The organism is Bradyrhizobium oropedii (assembly GCF_020889685.1).
Taxonomy (GTDB): domain Bacteria; phylum Pseudomonadota; class Alphaproteobacteria; order Rhizobiales; family Xanthobacteraceae; genus Bradyrhizobium; species Bradyrhizobium oropedii.
Window position 1 is genome coordinate 1 of the sequence record NZ_JACMYO010000086.1, and the last position, 20,714, is coordinate 20,714.

Below are 20,714 nucleotides of genomic sequence, written 5' to 3' on the forward strand. Positions count from 1 at the left end.
GCCACATCAACCGCCGTTGACGTGCGAGCAGTGAGCGGGACTTCCTGAAGAGCCTTTAAAACGCATTTGGACGCTAACCTGTTGCAGGAAGTGTCTCACCGTAACGGTTGCTGAGCCGGCACCCGGCGGACAGTGGTGTGGAACATTAAAAATGGCTGGAAGAACTATGAAAATCGCCTCGATGTTTCACCGTTCCATTGACTGACTCGAAACAGCCTTTTGGATTCGAACGCCGCCAAGCATTTGCACTTCAGTGACCAACAGCATTGGTACGGTAATAGCGCTGCTCCACACTTGCTGCGCCTCTGGTTCATGCAGGCCGGCCTGCGCTAATCGAGAGTGGGGGCTCACCGAGCTACCGCCTTCTGCGAAGCTCGTCTCACGAACACGGCCGTTATGCATCATGAAGCGTGGAATCCGACCGTAGTTTTTCATCCGACAATCAGAACGCTCAACAAAAACAAGTCGGTGGGGAGGAGCGGTGATCCGCATCCGCATACTTACTCGCAAGAAGGAATCGAGCGTTCTGAATTTTTTGAACAACGAGAGCGCCATATAGGCAGCTGCTCGGATTTGGGGCGGCAGCTATCGACCACTCAATACCGTGAATCAGTGTCGTTTGGTCGCCTACCATCGCGGTCGATTTGCCGGCGGTCGGACAAACGGCGCGCTCAACCTCGATGCGCTTAGGCCTCGCCGCCTGAAGCGGCGGAGGCATATATTTATATATGCAGCTGTGCTGTGCTGTTGTGCGGTGAACAAGTTCAATGGTTTTTAGGGGGCACCTGTGCACCTGTGCACCTTCGGCGCTACAGCTGCGCACTAGCAACTTCAATGGCTTACCAAGTGCACCTGCGCACCTGCGCATCAGTCCAACGTCCCGGTGACTTCGAAACCAGCGGGACGTTTTCGGGTAATGCGTGGGCGCAACGTGATGACGTTCAGCCTAGCCCATTCATTGATCAGGGCTGTTACCTCTGTAGGCTTGATCCGATAGGCTCTGGACAGATTATACGCTGCATGACGGCCTTCCGGTCTACACTGCGCAGTGAGCGCCCACGGCTTGCCGGCTTCCCACGCGGCTCTAAGATCAGCAAGCATCCTGCGGGCCATAGCTTTATCGATGGCAGCACCCTCCGCCTCCTTTCTAAAGCGTCCTTTGGAATAGACCACGGTCATCGGCGCCGGCGCTTCGCCACTTCGTAGTTCGAAGTGAATTTTGCGCGTCTTCGTCTCTTCGTTCGGCCGGGAGATTACGATGCAGCTGTCATAGTAGCCGCGTAGTGCCCCTGAACCTCGGATAGTCGAAAACGGGTCGCGAGCAAGCTCGTCTGCAGATCGCTTGGCCGAATGGTGCACAAGTACGATAACCGCCATCGGATTAACGTCCTGGCGGATCTTCTCCAACCGAGTAGTAAGGAAGCGGAGCAGTTGCGCGCTCTGATTCTCATCGTCTCCGTCAAATACGTTGGCGAGTGGATCGATCGCGATGACGTCAGGCATTTTTCCGTCAGGGAAGCTAGCTCTGATCGTTTTGACGGTCTTTTTAACGCCGCCGTCGTCGAGAAGCATTCGGAAGCGTTCTGAGATCACTAGGTTCTGGCCGAGCAGTTGGCGGTCAGCGTTCGTGAGGTCCTCGAATTCACGCGCTCGCTTGCGCAGGAGCTTGCGGTTCATCTCCGCCTGCAACCAGAATACCCTTAACGGTTGCGACACGGTGAAAGTTTCCAGCAGGAAGGGCGCGCCAAGCGCGCACGATACGAGCATTTCCTGAAGCAGCAAAGATTTCTGCGCCTTTGGCGGGCCTGCGATTAATACAAGCTGGCCGGGGCCAGCAAAATTGGGCTCGATGTAGTCCGGCTCTTCGACGACATTCTCCTCGAGCAATGTCAGAAAGCTGACGGTATTGATCGTGGTGTCTGTGATCTGATGTGCTTGTCTTGCGAGGCGATCCTGATCAACTTCTCGGCTGCTTCCGACTGCCCAGCTAGGAGAGGGGGTATGGGGGAAAACTTCTGCAATCGGCGGCTCGCTTTCTCGGCTCGGAACATAGCGTTCGATCGTCACGACTTCGCCAGCGCGCGGCGTGGGTGCTGGAATCTTCATACGCGCAACGCGTCGTTCATGTCGCCGACCAGGCGCGGCGTAGCGACGAACACGTCGCGACCAGCTGCAGTCCATCGATCTCCGCAGTTCTGGATGGCTCTCGCGTTCGCGCCGCGATCATCCGTTTCGGCAAGGATGGTCAGCGCATCGATCCCAGGAAGCAATGGAAACGAGCCTATGGCGCCGGCCGAACCGAGCGCCCAAACCGGCCGAAAACCCAAGGCGCGACCTGCCAAGCCGGTTTCAAGACCCTCGCAGATCGTCAATCCATATTCCACATCTTGGTTGCCGTCTATTTTGATCGCGGCGCCGGCGGCTGGTCCAAGCATCCGGCGGTCGAGCTTACGTCCGTCGTCAGACAACAGAGTCCGATGCACTGCCACTAGCCGATCATTGACGACCGATCGAAACGCCGCAATCATTGCGAGACGGCGTTCAAGGATGCCATCCTGGCCGCGCCAAGGGCAAGCATCGTGAAAGCGAATGGCGCGTGGCGCGATATCATCCGATAACATAAGCCCGCGGCTCGCGAGATAACGCTCGGCAATAGTTCCGCGTAGGTCAACGCCTTCCTGCCATAGCGCCCGCGCAGCTTCGCCGTAGTTGCCTGAAGGAGATAATCGCTGTCCCGGTCGGCGGTCAGCATGACTGCCCAAACGCTGAAGCACGTGAGCCCGACACACTCGCCAGTCGTCGCCGGCGTGACTGAACACTATGAAGCCGTCGGGCGCTGCCGCCGATGGCTTCACGCTAAGCGAGCGATCGCGCGACGAGTGCCCAGGTCCAGGACAAATAACAGATGCACCCGCTACTTCCCCACCCAGCGCTCGCGCCAATCCCCGGAGCGCGCTCATTTGCGGTCCTCGCTGGTGACGGCGTTCTCGAGATTGGACGACGATCGGGCACCAATCGCGAGATCTCTCCTTATCGGATTACATGCCTGTGATGCGAGGCAGGCGTCTTTTCGATCAGGCAGCCCGACCATCGCGACGCGTTTCCTCTTCGGCGAGCCGCCGCTCGATGTAGTCGTGGATCGATGACCAAATGATCTTGCGGGAGCTGCCTTCGACGTACGACTGGATCTGCCCGCTATTGATTAGCTCGTACGTCTTCGCGCGACCAATCTTGAGCGCGGCCATAGTCTCGCTCACTGTGGCAACTAATGCGCCGCGTGAACTTTGCGTGTCCTTTGTTTGTTGCATCGAATCTCTCCGCACGTTTCTGACGGTTCGACAGAACAACGAGGAATACATTCCTGCAACAAGCAAGGTGCGTTCATGCACCGAAATGTGGTGCGCGTACAAAGATGCAACTATAGGTGGGGAACCGGGCGGGGACCGGGGAGAGCTTGGTGGAGTACTGGTGGGGGACTGGTGGGGAACGAGCAGCGATCACAGCATAGTCTTGGACCGTCTTACGATCCGCATACCGAGATTCTTTCCGCCATCGGCTGAATATCCCATCCTCTGAACGGCATTTATTGTAGCGCTTTCCTCTAATCGGGGTGAAAGCCACGGTCGAAACCTACGGCCGAACGCAATTAAACGGCGTTGTAGTGGGAAATCTCGCGGAAGGATGAGTCTCGGATCGGGGTGAGCTGGCGGGCATCTACGAGGAGTCCCGCTGATGCTGAGACAGTCGACCTAAGGTGCGACGGCGACACTATCGCCTCTGGAGCCGCGATGGCGGCGTGGCCCTAGGCTAACCTGATTGTCAGAAGCTAGCAGTGTCTGCCGCAAGATGCGGTTTGCATGAGCAATGGCGCAACGGCTTCCCTATATTGGGTACGTCGAGTGCGAGCCGCGCTTTGTTCAAGCTGCCTCATTGCTCAATCGGAGCTTTCATGAATTTCCCGGATTTCGACAAGTCGTTCGATCCCAACCTATTTTTCATGGAGCGATGGGCGCAGGTCCCGGAGCCGATCCGAAAGAGCGTCGAGCAATATGTGGCAGCTCGTCTGCCGGACGATATCCTTGCAAAGCTCGACGACCTGCACGCCAGAGGTCTTCCCATCGACTCTGATCCGGCGTTTTTCCATTTTGGCGGCGGCCTGGTTGTCCGAAACCTTTGCCGAGAACAGCTCAGTGACCAGGAGCTTGCAAAGTATTGTCCCTTTTGCGGCGATTGGGACGACTTCTATGTCGCTGTGCTCGCCGCCATAAGTGCAATGCGTGACCAGCGAAATGATCCGGCGTAGTCGTGCCTACCTCATCGAAAGTCGGGCAAGGCTAGCTGCGCCATTAAAACGGGATCTTCGTTCACGAGCGCGTACTCGAATTTCTCAGTCTTTAGAATCCAAGAAGGCCATCTCGTATAAGAACCGATGAATGGAACGGGCCGGCGGATCATGAGGTACGTGGTCTGGCCCCAGGAAACCAGCCATCGATCGCATCGAATCTGCAAATCCCTGAGTCTGAATTGCTGAAAGACGATCGAGGTCGGCAGTGCACGACCATCCCTCACAAACGTCAGCAAGGCGGATCATCTCGACGCTCGAAAGCGTTCCCAGCAATCCTCCACCGGGCACAGCGTAATAGCCTCGCAAAGCCTCTACTTCGACCGGTGTTATGTCGCGTGCCAATTGAACCTTGCGATCGGTCCACCTTCGAAGATCGTCTGGCAATTGCCACCGGCGTCGCTCACGCTCAGAATTTGTCTCGTGAACCGCGGATTGCCTAACGTATTGCAGCAAGGCAATCAGCTTGTCCCGCTGCTCCGCATCCACTGCCAAAATCAGCTGCCGAGTGAGTTCTACGAATTTGCGTGCGCAGAGCGCGATGTAGTAGTTTGGGTCGCGCATATGGTCTCCCATCCATTGCGGCGCGAAGATTATTTCGGCGGTCGACGCCGCATCTAACGAAAAGTCTAGCCACGCGCCAAGCGCGTTACATTCCCTGGCGCAAGGAGGAGTTCAGCCCAATCGTGCATAAGAGTACGACGCTTTTCCAACTTAGCCCCACGCTGGTAGGCGGCGGTCGTTTCAGATTTGTATTTGTGGGCCAGCGCAGCCTCTCGAACGCCGTCGGGATAATCTGTGCATTCCTCGGCCCAAGTCGCAAAAGTCGCTCGGAAGCCATGGACAGTGACGTGCCCGTAGCCCATCCGATCGAGTACCGCGAGCATCGCGTTCTCAGAAAACTCGTGGCCGTCCGGGTTGGTGAAGATTAGTTCACTCTGCTGGCCTTTGCTTAGCTCGTCGAGCACATCTAGCGCGGGCTGCGAGAGCGGGACGCAGTGGTCCTGGTCCATCTTCATCCGCTCGCCGGGGATCCGCCACACCGCACCGGCCGGATAGGTCCGATCGATCTCGGACCATCGGGCGCCGAGGATTTCATTCGTGCGGCACACCGTGAAGATTAAGAAGCGCAGCGCCATCCCGGCGCGTCCCTCAGCCGCACGAAGCTCACTCATAAAGTGCGCCGCATCCGTATAGGGAAGGGCCGGGTGGTGACGAATGACACGCTTGGGCCGCTTTGGTAGCTTTTCGCGGAGCTGCTTCGTCAATTCGGCCGGATTGCGGAAATCGAGGTCGTCAATGTCGGCGTTCTTTGCGATGATAGTTTCGATCCGGCCGCGCACCCGGTTGGCGGTCTCGCGTTTGGTCAACCAGATGGGCGCGAGCAGTTCGTGGATGTGGCTCGGCTTGATGTCCGCGATGGTCAGCTTTCCGATCGTCGGATAGGCATATCGCTTAAGCGAGGAGGGCCACTGATCGCGGTGTTTTTCGCTCCACGTGGACCACAGCGCGCGGATGTAGACCTCTGCGCACTCCTCAAAGGTCGGCGCCGCGTCCTTCGCCTCCACCGCCTTCGCCTCTTGGCGAGCCTCACGGCGCTCCTGCACGATGTCTATGCCGGCCGTGTTGCGGTCCCCCTTCACACGTAGGCGAGCTGCGTCACGTGCGAGACGAGCGTTCTTAAGAGTTACATCCCTGAAGGAGCCGAGGCCATGCCATCGCTCCTTGCCGTCCTTCCAATAACGATAGGACCAGCTCTTCGCCCCGGGGCCAGTGACGATCAGGTAGAGCCCATCGCCGTCAGCATACTTTCCGGGCTTCGTTTCGCGTTCGACATCGAGCGGCCTGAGTTTTCCAGCCACGTGTTCCTCCGATCAAAACCATCCTCCGAACCTACGGTCCCAAGCTACGGTTTGCGCTTCGATTGTGAGGAACGACGGCGAACTAAGGAATACAGCCTGCCGGCGAAAGCGCTGATTTTACTGGGGATTCCGAACAGTGGAGAACAACGGAGAACAGTGTACTGGCGGAAGGGGTGGGATTCGAACCCACGGTACCCTTGCGGGCACGCCGGTTTTCAAGACCGGTGCCTTAAACCACTCGGCCACCCTTCCGGATCAGGGAATGTCAGGCACTTACCGTAGGGCGAGGCTGAACGCAATGCGAACAGACCGGGGTTTGGGGACAATGCGGGGACAGAGAACCGTCAGGACTTGAGAAAACCCGCCGCGAGCGCGCTGAGGGTGTTCGCAAGCCGCTCCTTGGCGTCCGCGCTCCGCTACCGTTTCGCGTAGTTCCGCAGCACCACGGCGGGGGCATCGCCGATGCGCTGGGCTCCTACCTTCCTGACATGAGATTGTTACACGGCCTGCCTATGGTCCCCGCCCGACCATGACAGCCTTGCCAACGCGAGGGGCCGAGTTGACCCCGGATGCGCCTGCGCAGACCTGGAGTGCGCGGCTGTGCTGTGCGCTGATGATCGGCGCGTGCCTCGTTCTGGCGCCGCCGAAAGCATCGGCAGAGGAGGCGCGGATCGATTTTGATATCACAGCCCAGCCGCTGGCCGCCGCCCTCGAGCAGTATGGCGCCGTGGCTGGTCGGAACGTTCTCTACAACAGCAACCTGACGGCTGGACTGCATGCCAGCGCCGTGCGTGGGCCTATGACCGCGGACACGGCGCTCGCGCGGCTGCTCGCGGGCAGTGGTCTGTCGGCGCGAGTGCTCGGAGAGACGTCTTTCGTCCTTTATCCCGCTCCGGCCACGCCACAGGCGCCGCTGCCGGTTCCAGTGAATCATTATTATGCGCGGCTGCAGGCCGGCGTTCGGGCCGCATTGTGTGCGGATGCAGATGCACGGCCGGGCCGTTATCGGATCGCGCTGCAATTCTGGATCGATCCGGCCGGCAACGTGGAACGATACGCGCGGCTGGGCTCGGCGGGCAGCGCTGCGGTCGATGCGGGCATCGATCAAGCGCTACGCCGGATGCAGATCGATGCGCCGCCGCCGGCAGGCCTCGCCCAGCCAGTCACTCTGGTGGTCGTCCCGCAGGGACCCGCCACGACGATGGCCTGTAGCGGCACTCCGGCGCGCCGCGCCAGCGCGACGCCATGACGGAGGCGTCGCTGGCGCTGATAAGACGCCTGCTGGTCGAGCGCTATGATGAACTCAAGCGACGGCTGACACGCAGGCTGGGATCGTCCGAGCTCGCGGGCGATGCGCTGCAGGACGCCTGGCTCCGCATCGCCCGGGCGGATTCGGTCGGTGTGGTCCGCAATCCCGGCAACTATATCTTTGGCGTCGCCATGAACGCGGCGCGTGATCGCCAGCGTAGTGCCGATAGTCGTACCCTGAGCACCGCCGAGGTCGACGGACTGCTCGAGATCGCCGATGGCGCGCCCGATCCGGAGCAGGTGGCGCGCGCGCGTTCGGACCTGCGCGGGCTGGAAGCCATCCTGCGCGAGCTGCCGCCGCGCCGCCGCGCGATTCTGCTTGCAGCGCGGCTCGACCAGATGCCGCGGCAGGAGATCGCCCGCCGCTTCGGCATTTCCCTGCGCCTGGTGGAGCTCGAGCTGCAGCGGGCGCAGGAATATTGTCTGGCGCGGCGCGATCGGAGCGGCGGATAGCATGCGGTTTCGCCCGGCTGGAAACGTCTTATTGAAAGTGGTGGTGAGAACCGCCGCAACTTGGCGTAGGCGGGCACAAGGCGGACGCCGGCCATGAGCGCGATGGATAACGACGATATGGGATTTGACCCGCTCAAGCGGGAAGCGGTGGGCTGGGTCCGGCATCTCACCTCCGGACAGGCCACCGCGGCTGACGCCGAGGCACTGAGGCGCTGGTGCGGCCAGAGCGCGGAGCATGCCGCCGCTTTTGCCGCAGCGAGCCGCCTGTGGCGAGACCTTGCGCCGGCCGGTCGCAATTTGCGGGCGGCGGCGACGGCAGGACCGTTGACGAGCGCTTCGCGCCCGTTCAATCGCCGCGCGTTGCTCGGCGGAGGGCTCGCGGCCGCTGCCTCGGCGGCGGCCGTCTATGCGCTTGCGCGTCCGCCGCTCGATCTGTGGCCGTCGTGGTCGGAGCTCGCGGCTGACTACCGGACCGGCATCGGCGAGCAGCGCAACGTGGCGCTGCCGGGCGACGTTTCAATCCGGATGAACGTGCAGACCAGCATCGCGCTGCAACCCGCCGATCCCGGCGCGGCACGGATCGAGTTGCTCTCCGGTGAGGCGGAGTTCGCCACATCCGGGCGCAGCTTTGGCGTTCGCGTGGCCGACCGCTGGATTTTCGCGGATCAGGCACAGTTCGACGTGCGCTATGTACCGGCCGGCGGCGAGCGGCCGGTCTGTGTGACTTGCCTCAAGGGTGAGCTGCAGGTCGAGCGGGGCGCCCAGACGATCACCATGAAGGAGAGCCAGCAACTGCGCTACGACGCCCGCGGGGAGACACTCGCCGCTGCCGATATCGAGGCTGCCTCTGCTTGGCAGCGCGGCGTCCTGCTGTTTCGCTTCACGCCGTTGTCCGATGTGGTCGACGAGATCAACCGCTACCGGCCTGGCCGCATCTTCATCGTCAATGCCGAGATCGCCCGGTTGCCCGTCAGTGGCCGTTTTCGCATCGATCGTATGGACGAGATTCTGACCCAGCTCCAGCAGGCTTTCAATGCGCGCGTGCGGTCGCTGCCTGGCGGGATCGTGCTGCTGAGCTGAAGCCTGGTTCCTGCAATCTTGCGACCGCTCTGCGGTGACACGAAACTTTCACAAAAATCCCTTGCGGCTTTGGATGGGGCTTCCCCGTCACGCTGGTGTGACCTCTGCGATGTTCGCTGGAAGGACTGTCATGCCGGTTCGAGCTCAAGCCACCCATCATTCCTCTACGCGCGGTGAATTGGCCGTCCGCACCCGGTTGCGGTCGCGCCTTGTGTCCCGCGGCGGGTTGATGGCCGGCACGAGCCTGGTGACATTGTTGCTCGCTGCGTATCCCGCGAGCGCGAGGCCGTTCGGTGCCGCGCGGGCGATCGCGGCGCCACAATACGCAGCCGACGCGGCGAGCGCTGGGGCCCAGCAGGCGGCTGACGCGGCTGCCCAAAGCTCTGGCGCATTGGTGCGAGCGGCCCAAGCGATCCAGGCCATGCAGGCGGCACAGGCGACCGCCCGCAGTGCTGCACAGGCCGCCGGCACGTCGCAGACGCTGCCGCAGCTGACGGTGCCCAATGGTCTGGCACCGGGCGGGCTACAAGTCGCGCCGGGCGCTGCGCCCGGATCGAACCTCTGGTCTGGCGCCAGCCTTCCGACCCAGAGGAGCGCCAACGGACGCACCAGCGTCGGCATCACCCAGACCGCGCCGCAGGCCATCCTCAACTGGCAGAGCTTCAACGTCGGCGCCGGGACCGACGTCGTGTTCAACCAGCAGGGCAACAGCAACTGGGTCGCGCTCAATCGCGTGATCGGCAATGTCGGACCAAGCCAGATCCTCGGCCATATCAACGCCGACGGCCAGGTGCTGCTGATCAACCAGAACGGCATCATTTTCGGCGGCGCCAGCCAGGTCAATGTTGGCTCGCTGGTGGCATCGACACTCAATGTCACCGATCAGCAGTTCAAGACCGCGCTGCTCAATCGCTCACCGTTCGACAACTCCGGCAATCTGCAGGCCCCGATCTTCGCCAACAGCAGCGGCCCAACGGGCAACGTCATCGTCGAGCCCGGTGCCGTGATCGTCACGGCGCCGCCCGCATCCGTCACCACGGGAGGCGGGAACGTATTCCTGCTCGGCGCCAATGTGCAGAACAGCGGCAGCATCGTTACGCCAGGCGGGCAGGCCGCGCTCGCGGCCGGCACGTCGGTTTACGTCACGACAAGCGGCAGCACGAGCCAGCAGGGTCTGATGTTGAATGTGCTCAATGGCGGCACGGTCAGCAACACCGGCCTCATCGCGGCGCCGACCGGAAGCGTCACGCTGGTCGGCATGAATTTGCAGCAGTCCGGCGTGCTGGTGGCGACCACCTCGGTCAATCAGGCCGGTTCGATCCTGCTGTCCGCGCAGCAGGGACTGCAGGGGATCTTTGGCTATGACAGCACCTCGCACTATGCGGTGTCGACGCAGACCGGTGCGGTCCGGCTCGCGCCCGGCAGCGTCACCGCTGTTCTCCCGGAGGAGGATGGTCTGACTGCGATGGACACCCAGCCCCAGGCCCAGTCGCGGATCACGGTCGAGGGCGGCTTCGTCAGCGTGCAGTCGGGGGCTGCGATCGTCGCGCCATCCGGGCGCGTTGCGCTTCAGGCATCGAGCCATGGCGACCAGCTCTATCTGCAGGACAATCCGACCGCCAAGATCAATACGAATTTCAGCCGCGACGGCGCCCGTGTAATTGTCGACACCGGTTCGCTGATCGACGTTTCGGGGTTGCAGGGCATCCCGGTCGCGGCGTCGAGCGACGTGGTGCAGGTAAACGTGCGCGCCAACGAGCTGCGCGACTCGCCATTGCAGCGCGGCGGTATTCTTTCCAGCAAGAACGTGTGGGTGAACGTCCACGATCTCGACCCTTTGGCATCGGATCGGGTTTACACAGCAGGCGGTCTGCTCGAAGTGTCGGGATGGCTCGGTCAGGTCGAGCGGCCGATCGACCAGCGTCTGACCACCGGCGGTTCGGTGATCGTCTATTCCACGGGCGACGCCATCCTGCGGCCCGGTGCGTCGATCGACATTGCCGGCGGCTCGCTCGCGCACCAAGCCGGCTATGTGCCGGTCACCTGGCTGGTCGGCTCGGACGGCAGGATCTACAGCGCCAATCAGGCCCCCGCCGACCTGACCTACATCTCGATCGGGGTCGGCTTCACGGTTAATCACGCCCATTGGGGCGTCACCGAATTCTATGCCAATCCACTGGTCCCCAGTCAGATCTACCAGCCGGCCTATCTTGAAGGACGCGCCGCCGGCGCTCTGACCGTGATTGCGGGCGCGGCAGAGGTCGATGCCTCGGTTGTTGCGGCGACCGTCAACGGACCCTATCAGCGGACCGCCAATACGCTTCCGGCGGGCGCCGCGCTCACCATTCAGGTTCCCACCAGCGTGGTCATCGCATCATCGGTTGCGCCGCCGGAACTTTTGAGTGCGACGGCGCCGCTGCCGTCGCCCTTGCAGCAAACAGTCTATCTGTCTGCCGATCTGCTCGACCAGGCGAGCTACGGCAGCATCACCATCAATGCCGGGGGCGGCGTGACCGATCCGGTCAGCGGGGCCGTATCTCCCGGCATCAGCATCGTAGGCGGCACCAGGCTTCACGTTGCCTCAGGCGGCTCGATCACCCTGAATTCGAGTGTCGGCAATGCCGGCGGGGGAATTTCGATCGACGGCCAGCTGGTGGCGCGTGCCGGCTCGGTGACCGTCAACGCAGCGCTGTACGGAACGACGAGCTTCAGCGGTGATATCGAACTGCATCCGGGCAGCATGATCGATACGCGCGGCCTGTGGGTCAACGATCGCACCGGCGGCGGCGATACCCGGCCTACGCTCTACAACGGCGGCAACGTCAAGCTAACCGTCAACGGCTACGGCAGCCTTCGGATCGATGACGGGGCGGTGATCGATGCGTCGAGTGGTGGCTGGATCCAGAGCACGGGCCGGATCAAGACCAGCAACGGCCTGCCGGTCGGAACCGGTGGCAACATCGCGCTGATCGCCGACGGCTTCGGCGCGACGCTGCACAATTCGACGACGCTCGCGCAGACCTATCCGGGCCGGGTCTATCTCGACGGCACGCTGCGGTCCTACGGCTTCACCGGTGGCGGCACACTCAGCATCGCGACGCCCGCGATCCAGATCGGCGGCGACGCCATCCTTCCGCTCCGCACAATCGACAGCATCAACGCCGACGGGACCAGCAACTTCACGCCGGTCGATCCGGCCAGCGTGATGCATCTGTCGCACAGCTTCTTTGCCGGCGGCGGCTTCAGCCAGTACGCCCTCTACAGCTACCAGAACCTGACGGTCGCGAGCGGCACCGATCTCGAGCTGCATGGGGTCAATCTGGTTCCGAATGCGCAGGCCATTTCGGCACCGACGGGCAGCGATGTCATGACCGCCGCGACGTTGGGGATGCTGCCGTCGTATCAGCGGCCGGCGCCCGTCAACCTGGTGCTGAGCGCGATCGACGCCTTCAACGGCAATCTCGATGTTCAGCGGGGCGTCGTGATCAATGCCGATCCGCAGGCGGCGATATCGCTGCACGCACGCCATCAACTGACGATCGACGGCACCATCAACGCGCCCGCCGGAACCATCAATCTTGATCTGACCGGTACGACCGGACCCTGGGTCGCGATCAATTCGCAGGCCGGGGTGCCGCCCTACAACGGTCCGCTCTATGCCGCCACGCAGACGCTCTGGATCGGAGCGGACGCCCGATTGCTGGCGCCTGGCCTCGTGACATCGACGCTGGAGGCGTCGGGGCACCCGGTGAACACGGTGCTCGGCGGCGGTCAGGTCAACATCAATCAGGATGCGCAGCCCGCGCTCTACTATCCCTATTCGGCCACCCAGCCTTATGGCGAGCAACCGCTCGGTGTGGTCGTGGCGCAAGCCGGGGCGATCATTGATGTGTCGGGCACATCGGGGACGATCCTCCAGGCCGCGGGTCGGTCCAGTCTGATCCAGACTCAAGTCGCGACTCCGGGCGGCGGCATCGCGATCCGGGCGTCGCTCGGCCTGCTGCTCGACGCCACCATGAAGGCGCAGGCCAGTGGGGCCGGCGTTGTGGGCGGCAGCCTGACAATCGATCAGATGATCGGGAGCTATGCCGCTGACAGCTCCGGGGTCTCGCAGTTCGTGCAGCCGGTGTTCCAGACGATCGTGAGCCAGGCCGCGCCGATGATGGCCGCCGGCCTCACCCAGGGACAGGCGATCCCGGGCAATGTGCTTGGCTCGATCTTCATCGGGGCCGATCAGATCACCAGCGGCGGCTTTGCGTCCGCGTCGCTCGGTGCGGTCGATGCTCTGGTGTTCAGCGGCAGCGTCAATCTCGCCATGCCGCGTAGCCTGACCATCAATGCCAGCAACATCAGCGCCGCGCCCGGCGCGAACGTTCGCCTCAGCGCGCCCTATGTCGATATCGGCGGCGGCCAGCGCAACGTCAACGAATTCACCAACATCAGCTATGTTGGCCTCGGCAGTTATGGCGCAGTGCCCATGGCCGGTACGGCACGTCTCGAGGTCGATGCCGACCTGATCGACATCGAGGGCACCCTGCGCAGCGGCGCGAGCTACAGCTATGTGACGAGCTTCATCAATTTCGGTACGCCGGTTCAGCAGACGGTGTCGCTGCCTGGCTTCGCCAGCATGTCGTTCAACAGCCTGGGCGACATCCGCCTGGTGCCCATCTCCAGGATGTCGCCCTATTACGCGACCACGATGACAACTGCCGGTGACCTGACGTTCACCGGGACCGAAATCTATCCGATCACCACCGCGCCGGTCAGCAATGCATACACCAGCATACCGAGCGGTCTGTTCCAGATTCGGGCGACAGGACCCAACAGCGTGGTCAGCTTCGCCAGCAACGGCCAGGCGCCCTACATGCCGCTGTCGGCGGGCGGATCCGTGCAGATCATCGCTCCGACCATCAATCAAGGCGGCGTCCTGCTGGCGCCGCTCGGGCAGATCACCTTCGGAGACCCGAACAATCTTGCCAGCACGCGCGCCATCAACCTGCTGCCCGGCAGCATTACGTCGGTGTCGGCCGCCGGCATGCTGATCCCATATGGCGCGCCGCTCGGCAACTCCGACTGGATCTACGGCTACGACAGCAGCGGCACCGCGAATACGATCAGCGCGCCGCCGGCCAAGACGATCTCATTCTATGGCAAGGCGCTGACGGTCGCGGGAGCGTCCGGCGGGGCGGCCTCCGCGCGCGTCGACGAGTCAGGCGGCGGAGATCTCTACGGTGCGCAGTTCGTCAGCGGCGCCGGCGGGTCGGTCGATACGCTCGACGGTATCAAGACATTCGCGATCCTGCCGAGTCTCGGCAACCGCTATGCGCCGCGCGACCCGCAGATGCAGCTCAGCGATCCGACGCAGGCGACGTCGGCGCCGGTTGCGCTGCAGGTCGGTCAGCAGGTCTATCTGAGCGGAATTCCCGGGCTGTCGGCCGGCACCTACACCTTGCTGCCGGGGCATTACGCGTTGTTGCCTGGAGCTTACAAGGTCACCGTCGCGGCGAAGCAGACCACCGCCGCCGGGCTGTCGAATTTTGCGCAGCGTGACGGCTCTTACGAGGTGCTCGGCTATGGCGAGGTCGCCAACACGGGCTTCCACGACGCGCTTCCCTCGGTCTACATCGTGACACCCGGCGCGGTCGTCCGCCAGCAGTCGCAATATGCCGAAACCACCGCGAACCAGTTCTATGCGGCCAAGGCGGCCGCGAGCGGGATCGCCGCGCCCTATCTGCCGCTCGATGCGGGACAGCTCGTCATCAGCGTGACCAACAGCCTGTCGTTGCCGGCCACCGGTGGGTTCGGCGACTTCACGGCTCCGGCGGGCGGCCGGGGCGGGCAGGCCGATATCGTCGCGTCCAATCTCGAGATCCTCGCGCCGGGCGGCAGCGCGGCGCCGGGCATGACCGGGGTGCTCGCCAGCGCGATCGACAGCATCGGCGCGCAGAGCATTCTGATCGGCGGTACGCGCAACCTGTACGGCAACGTGCTGACCATCACGCCGGCGGCGCAGCAGCTCCAGATCGACAGTGGCGCCGTGCTCACTGCGCCCGAAATCATGCTGACCGCGAGCAGCGCGATCACGATGGGCTCCGGCGCGCTGATCGACACGACGTCGTTCGGCGCGATCTCCACCCTGTTCCCGAACGATCCGAGGACCGGCAAGACCCTGGGATCGATCGCGCTGGCGCGCGTCGGCAACGGGGCCGGCGCATTCGTGCTGGCGTCCAACGCACCGGTATTGCCGGTCACGCTGCCGACGGGGACCAGCGGCACGAGCAAGCTGAGCATCGGCGCGGGCGCGCAAATCCTTGACGGCAGCGTCCTTGCGCTGAGCGCCTCGAACACGATCAGCATGGATCCGTCCGCTCGCCTTGCGGCGCCGACGGTCATGATCAGCGTTCCCGTGATCAATTTCGGCACGGGAGGCACTTCCGGCTTCAACCTGAGCGCCAGCCTGCTCGCGCAATTGTCCGAAGGTGATCCGCTGCGTGATCTGCCGGCGACCGGCAACCTGATGCTGTCGGCGTCCACGGCGATCAACGCCTATGGCTCGATCGATCTCGGCGATCTGGATCCGGCGACCGGTCAGCCGCTGCTCGCCGCGCTGACGTTGAGTGCGCCCGTGATCAACGGGTTTGGTGCCGCCACCGACCGCGTCAGGCTCCGCGCCAACGCGATCATGCTGAACGGCGGCACGACCGGCGCGGCTTCCACCGGAAGCGGGCAGGGCGCGTTCGAGATCGATGCGGCGCAGCTGACGCTGGCCGGCGGCGGCAATCTTGCCTTCGGCGGCTTCAACACCGTGACGCTGGCGGCGTCCGGGCAGGTGATTGGCGGTGTCGCCTATGCGGGCCCGATCTCTGCGGGCACGATGCAAAACATCGGCACGGTGTCTTACGCCCCGGGCGAGGTGATGCCGGGCATTTTCAGCGTCAGCGGAAGCCTGACGATCGCAGCACCGCTGGTGACAGCGCAGGCCGGCGCGCTGACGCAGCTCGTCGCCAATGCCGGCACGGTCACCTTCGCCGCGCAGCCCGGCGGTGCCGTCCAGCCGGCCGCCAATTCCAACGGCGCGACGCTTTCCGTCTCGGCGCAGAGCATCGTCCAGGGCACCACCATCAACCTGCCGTCTGGGGCGATCACCTTCACGGCGCAGAACGGCATCACGCTGCAGGCCGGATCGGTCACCAATGTCGCCGGCGCGGTGACACCGTTCTTCGATGTGGTTCGGATTGCGCCGGCCGGCAGCGTTACGCTGCAGACGCTGAACGGCGATGTCGCGGTTGCCGCCGGAGCAGTGGTCGATCTGCGCGGCGGCCGATTGGGCTCGGTCACGCTGCCGATGCTCGACGTCGTGGATTCCGACCAGGGCGGTAACGCCGGCACGCTCACCATCGTCGCGCCGAACGGCACTGCCCATCTCGACGGGCAGTTGCTGGCCAGCGCCGATCCGCGCTACGCTGGCGGCAAGGCGATCCTCGCGGTCAAGTCCGGCGACGCCAGCGCGCTGCTCGGCAACATCGCGGGTTTCTCGGGCGAGCAGGCACTGACGCTGGCGAACGGCGACATCAATGTCGGCAACATCACCGCCCATGACGTCGAGCTGACCGCGAGCGGCGGCAGCATCACCGTCACCGGCCTGATCGATGCGAGCGGCGGCAGCGATGCGACCATCCGCCTGATCGCCGGCAACAATCTGGAACTGGGCGCGCATGCGGCGCTCAATGCCGGCACCACCGCGGCGAGGGGCGGCACGGTGTTTCTCGGCCTCTCCGGCAACAGCCAGGGCATGTTGACGTTCGATATCGATGCCGCCTCCGGCAGCACGCCGACGATCAGCGTCGCCGGCACCGACCCCAGCATCGCGCTCAATGGCGGACAGGTCTGGCTGCGCGCGCCGCGAACGGCCAATAGCAACGGCACCACCGGCGTGCGCATCAGCAACAACGGGGTCCGGGTCGTCGGTGCACGCGAGATCGATGTCGAGGCAGTCAAGGTCTATGACGTCAGCGGCACGCCCTATGTCGACGCCAACCTGGCGATGGCCGATGCCGACGCTCGGGCGTATATCGCTGCGGCGACGGCCAGGACGGGTATCGGCACGCTGACCGGCACCGCCGTCACCGCCTTCCACCTGATGCCGGGCATCGAGCTGCGCAGCAGCGGTGATCTCCAGCTGTTACAAAATCCATCCAGCACCAATTCCGGCATCGATCTGCACACCTACCGCTACAATGGTGAGGCGATGGAGCTGACGTTGCGCGCGGCCGGAAACCTGCTGATCAATGGCAGCCTCAGCGACGGCTTTGCCGCGCCGGTCAGTTCGCCGGACGGCAGCATCTTCGCCATCGCAGCGCCACTGCCGGCAGGCTCGGGGTCCGCCACGCTCCGATTGGTGGCCGGTGCGGACCTTGCCGCCGCCGATCCGCTGGCGGTCGTGCCGACCGTGCTGCGGCCTGCCGCCACGACGGCCAATCCGGAGCCGGGCTCGATCATTTTCGCGGCGATCGATTTTTCCGGGGCTCCCTACCTGATCGACTCCAATGTCCACGACAGCGGCACCATCGTGCAGATTCCGAGCGTGGTACGCACAGGCACCCGCGACATCGAGCTTGCCGCGGCTGGAAACATCGATATCCAGACCGCGTTCGGGATTTATACCGCAGGGGAGCCTGTCACCCCGAATTTCACGCCGGGACAGCGCCCTTTGATTCTGTCGGCCGTCACGTACGACTACAGTACCTATCTCGGCTATACCTACGACGCGAACGGCAATCCGCTGTCGTTCGACACGCTTTATCCCACCACATTCAACGCGAGCTATCAGAGCGGCGGTGGCAATCTCACGGTCAAGGTGCATGGCAGCCTGATTGGCGCGGATACAAGCAACAATGGTGTGAAGAGCTACGCGGCCTCTGAGCCCGACACCTACTGGCTATGGACCGAACCAGTACCAGTGGCCATCAGTCCGACCACAGCCACCAGTCCGACCTGGTTCCTCAATTTCGGCGCTTACTATCAACCGTATCTCGACTACGGAATCGACTCGTTCCCATCGGTGGCCGCGTTCAAGGGACTTGGCGCGTTGGGAGGAGGTAACGTCAGGGCCACAGTCGACGGCGACCTCAGGAATGTCGACATCAGCCTGCCGACGACGGGCGGATTGACCGCCACCGGCGCGTTGTCGGTGTACGGCGGCGGCAATCTCTCGCTCGCGGTCGGAGGCGGCATCAACTATGCCAATCTCCTGGTCGGGCGGGGGACGGCCGACATCCAGGCTGGCGAAATCGGGATGGCACCGCTGAACACCACGCCCCCGACTGTCGCGCGCGTGGATCTGTTGATCGGCGACGCCCAGTTCAATGTAGTGTCCCGCCGGGGAATCAACGCGATCGTCGGCGATCCGACGCGGATGACGCAGCAGCCCGATCCCGCAAGCGACGGCAGCTATCGCATCCCGGCCGGTCTGGAGGGAAATGGGCCTCCCGCTTTTTACTACACCCCGGCGGCGCCCTATGGCTTCTTCACCAGCATGACGTCCAACAGCGCCCTGAGCGAATTCGCGGAAGGCGGCGACATCACGGTGCATGGTGATTTCGCGCCACCGATTTTCGAGCTGACGGCGGCCGGCGGCTCCATTCGGGCCGGCGTCACTCGGCTAACCAGCTTCGGTTTCAATTATCTCGCCGCACTGGCCGCGCCGACGGCCCGCCTCGATCTGCTGGCCCAGCAGGACATCGTCGGGTTTGGCGTCAGCATGACGGCGGTCGATCTGCTGTCTCAGGTCAATGGCGCTTCGGCGCCGGCAGGCAGTGATTACGCGAGCACATTCTCCAATCCCTACGACACGTTTGGCGATCCTTTGTCGCTGCCCTCGAACCTGGTGCGCTTCAACGATCCGCATACCGTGCATGTCTATGCGGTCCAGGGCAGCCTGACAAAGCTCGCCCTGGCGACGTCGGAGCGCGCGCAGGTGCGCGCTGGCCTCGATATCCTCCAGCCGATCATCGATATCGAGAACGCCGGGCTCGGCGACGCCTCGCTCGTGCAAGCCGGGCGCGACATCGTCAGCTGCCAGCCTTGCAGCCTGGCTTACCCGGACTTCTTCAACATTCGTGTGGAGGGACCCGGCGCGCTGTCCGTCCTTGCAGGTCGCGACATTGTCGCTCAGTTGGGCCAGTTTCATCTGCAGGGGATTGGCATCACCTCGGTCGGCAACGCGGACAATCCGTTGCTGCCGGCGACAGGCGCCTCGATCGGCGTTGCGGTCGGTGTCGGCGCCAACGGTCCCGCCAATGCGGCTTTCATCAGCCTCTATTTCGATCCGCGGAATACAGATGCGACGACGCAAGGTTATCTCGCGCAGCTCGCCAGCTACATGAGCGGGATCGAGGGCGCCACCCTCAGCCGCGACCAGGCGCTCGCCGATTTCCGCAAGCTCGCCCCGGCCGCACAACTGCCGTTCATCGAGCAGGTGTATTTCGCCGAGCTCAAGGCGGGCGGCGAGGCGGCGGCCAATGGCGCTGGCGCCGGCGGCAAGGGGTACGATCGCGCCTACCGGGCGATCCAGACCCTGTTCCCAGGCAGTGTGATCGGTGGCACCACCACGGCCTATACCGGCAATCTGTCGCTGTTCCAGCTCGCACGCATCCGCTCCGAGCAGGGTGGCAGCATCAACATCCTGGCGCCCGGCGGCGGCGTGTCGCTTGGCATCGAGAACCAGACGCCCGATCTGACCGGGCAGACCGACACTGCGCGCCCCGGCCTGCTGACGCTGGAAGGCGGCGACGTCAACATCTTCACCGACCGGAGCGTCGTGGTGGCGCAGTCGCGCGTCTTCACCGAACTCGGCGGCGACATCCTGATGTTCTCGACCAACGGCGACCTCAACGCCGGCAAGGGCAAGCAGACCTCGATCGTCACGTCGCCGCCGCTGGTCGTCTACGATCGGTACGGCCGTGCGGCCAAGACACCGAACACGCCGCAGACTGGCGCCGGCATCGCGACCCTGATTGGTGTTCCCGGTGTTCCTCCCGGCAACGTCGACCTGTTCGCGCCGCACGGTACGATCGATGCCGGAGAGGCCGGCATTCGTGTGTCGGGCAATCTCACCCTCGAAGCGCTGCAGGTGCTCAATATCGCCAATATCCAGGTGCAGGGCACGTCGGTCGGTGTGCCGGTGGTGCAGGGGCCGCCGGTGGGCGCGTTGACCGCGGCGAACAACACCGCGGGCGCGGCCCAGCAACCGACGGCCGCGGCACCGGCAGCCAATACCGGACAACCCTCGGTCATTATTGTCGAGGTGCTCGGCTATGGCGGCGGCGACGGCGCGTCGGATCCCGGCGGCGGGAACGACCAGCGCCGCGGCGGCAACGAGCGGCAGAGCTATGATCCAAACAGCATGTTTCGCGTGGTCGGCAGCGGTGAGCTGACGGCCGAGCAGACGCAGCAACTGACCGAAGACGAAAGGCGGCACCTGTTGTCGCGATAGCGATTCGACCTCGACAGGCAGAGGCTCGTCGGTCCGGTCTTCATTCTGCTCCAAGCCGATGCGCCAAATGGGTGCAGTCGGCTGGAACTTGGCAACGAAACCGGTGTCAATTGACCGTTGGCCCGATACCCACGTGGAAAAAGGGGCGCTTCGACCGAGAGAGCCGGCTTGGCCT

General features: G+C 63.6%; 11 protein-coding genes and 1 tRNA gene. 5 read left to right on the forward strand and 7 right to left on the reverse strand.

The features are described 5' to 3' along the window. Positions 1 to 186: 186 nt before the first annotated feature. The 4 genes from H8A95_RS23285 to H8A95_RS23300 all read right to left on the reverse strand — a co-directional run bounded on the left by H8A95_RS23285 (position 187) and on the right by H8A95_RS23300 (position 3,308). Positions 187 to 555 (reverse strand): hypothetical protein, encoded by a 369-nt coding sequence (locus H8A95_RS23285; protein ID WP_229185201.1) that lies wholly within the window; start codon positions 553 to 555, stop codon positions 187 to 189. Between the two features lie 312 nt (positions 556 to 867). Beyond that, positions 868 to 2,106 carry an AAA family ATPase gene (locus H8A95_RS23290; protein WP_229185202.1) on the reverse strand — a complete coding sequence of 413 codons (1,239 nt, stop codon included), beginning with the start codon at positions 2,104 to 2,106 and terminating at the stop codon, positions 868 to 870. Beyond that, entirely contained in the window at positions 2,103 to 2,774 is a 672-nt protein-coding gene (locus H8A95_RS44200; RefSeq protein WP_229185203.1) for a DUF7146 domain-containing protein, read from the reverse strand. The genes H8A95_RS23290 and H8A95_RS44200 overlap by 4 nt, the downstream gene beginning before the upstream one ends. Before the next feature lie 300 nt (positions 2,775 to 3,074). Continuing rightward, positions 3,075 to 3,308, reverse strand: coding sequence for a helix-turn-helix domain-containing protein (locus tag H8A95_RS23300; RefSeq protein ID WP_163160865.1), 234 nt, complete (start codon positions 3,306 to 3,308; stop codon positions 3,075 to 3,077). 641 nt (positions 3,309 to 3,949) lie between these two features. On the opposite strand from H8A95_RS23300, the gene H8A95_RS23305 reads away from it, so the two are divergent. Beyond that, positions 3,950 to 4,303, forward strand: a complete 354-nt coding sequence (locus H8A95_RS23305) for a hypothetical protein (protein WP_229185204.1) — start codon at positions 3,950 to 3,952, stop codon at positions 4,301 to 4,303. Between the two features lie 84 nt (positions 4,304 to 4,387). Here the strand turns inward: H8A95_RS23305 and H8A95_RS23310 are convergent, their stop codons facing one another. From H8A95_RS23310 to H8A95_RS23320, 3 genes are all read right to left on the reverse strand, one after another. Further along, a complete protein-coding gene (locus H8A95_RS23310; protein ID WP_229185205.1) occupies positions 4,388 to 4,906 on the reverse strand; it encodes a hypothetical protein in 519 nt (172 codons plus the stop codon). Between the two features lie 65 nt (positions 4,907 to 4,971). Then, a complete protein-coding gene (locus H8A95_RS44205) occupies positions 4,972 to 6,204 on the reverse strand; it encodes a tyrosine-type recombinase/integrase (protein ID WP_229185206.1) in 1,233 nt (410 codons plus the stop codon). Between the two features lie 162 nt (positions 6,205 to 6,366). After that, positions 6,367 to 6,456 (reverse strand) — tRNA-Ser (locus tag H8A95_RS23320). Positions 6,457 to 6,763: 307 nt separating this feature from the next. Here H8A95_RS23320 and H8A95_RS23325 point away from each other — a divergent pair. The 4 genes from H8A95_RS23325 to H8A95_RS23340 all read left to right on the forward strand — a co-directional run bounded on the left by H8A95_RS23325 (position 6,764) and on the right by H8A95_RS23340 (position 20,539). Continuing rightward, the gene (locus H8A95_RS23325) at positions 6,764 to 7,453 is read left to right on the forward strand and encodes a TonB family protein (RefSeq protein ID WP_229185207.1); all 690 of its coding nucleotides are present in this window, start codon (positions 6,764 to 6,766) and stop codon (positions 7,451 to 7,453) included. Further along, positions 7,450 to 7,965: an RNA polymerase sigma factor gene (locus H8A95_RS23330; RefSeq protein WP_229185208.1), complete on the forward strand. Its 516-nt coding sequence runs from the start codon at positions 7,450 to 7,452 to the stop codon at positions 7,963 to 7,965. The genes H8A95_RS23325 and H8A95_RS23330 overlap by 4 nt, the downstream gene beginning before the upstream one ends. Before the next feature lie 93 nt (positions 7,966 to 8,058). Next, a complete protein-coding gene (locus H8A95_RS23335; RefSeq protein WP_229185209.1) occupies positions 8,059 to 9,045 on the forward strand; it encodes a FecR family protein in 987 nt (328 codons plus the stop codon). 229 nt (positions 9,046 to 9,274) lie between these two features. Continuing rightward, positions 9,275 to 20,539 carry a filamentous haemagglutinin family protein gene (locus H8A95_RS23340; protein WP_229185210.1) on the forward strand — a complete coding sequence of 3,755 codons (11,265 nt, stop codon included), beginning with the start codon at positions 9,275 to 9,277 and terminating at the stop codon, positions 20,537 to 20,539. Positions 20,540 to 20,714: the final 175 nt, after the last annotated feature.

What these genes read in the sequence shown, in the direction of transcription:
- H8A95_RS23340 (WP_229185210.1), top strand. Translation starts at nt 9,275, where the DNA reads ATGGCCGGCACGAGCCTGGTGACATTGTTGCTCGCTGCGTATCCCGCG.
- H8A95_RS23335 (WP_229185209.1), top strand. Translation starts at nt 8,059, where the DNA reads ATGAGCGCGATGGATAACGACGATATGGGATTTGACCCGCTCAAGCGG.
- H8A95_RS23290 (WP_229185202.1), bottom strand. Translation starts at nt 2,106, where the DNA reads ATGAAGATTCCAGCACCCACGCCGCGCGCTGGCGAAGTCGTGACGATC.
- H8A95_RS23285 (WP_229185201.1), bottom strand. Translation starts at nt 555, where the DNA reads ATGGCGCTCTCGTTGTTCAAAAAATTCAGAACGCTCGATTCCTTCTTG.
- H8A95_RS23310 (WP_229185205.1), bottom strand. Translation starts at nt 4,906, where the DNA reads ATGCGCGACCCAAACTACTACATCGCGCTCTGCGCACGCAAATTCGTA.
- H8A95_RS23305 (WP_229185204.1), top strand. Translation starts at nt 3,950, where the DNA reads ATGAATTTCCCGGATTTCGACAAGTCGTTCGATCCCAACCTATTTTTC.
- H8A95_RS23300 (WP_163160865.1), bottom strand. Translation starts at nt 3,308, where the DNA reads ATGCAACAAACAAAGGACACGCAAAGTTCACGCGGCGCATTAGTTGCC.
- H8A95_RS23330 (WP_229185208.1), top strand. Translation starts at nt 7,450, where the DNA reads ATGACGGAGGCGTCGCTGGCGCTGATAAGACGCCTGCTGGTCGAGCGC.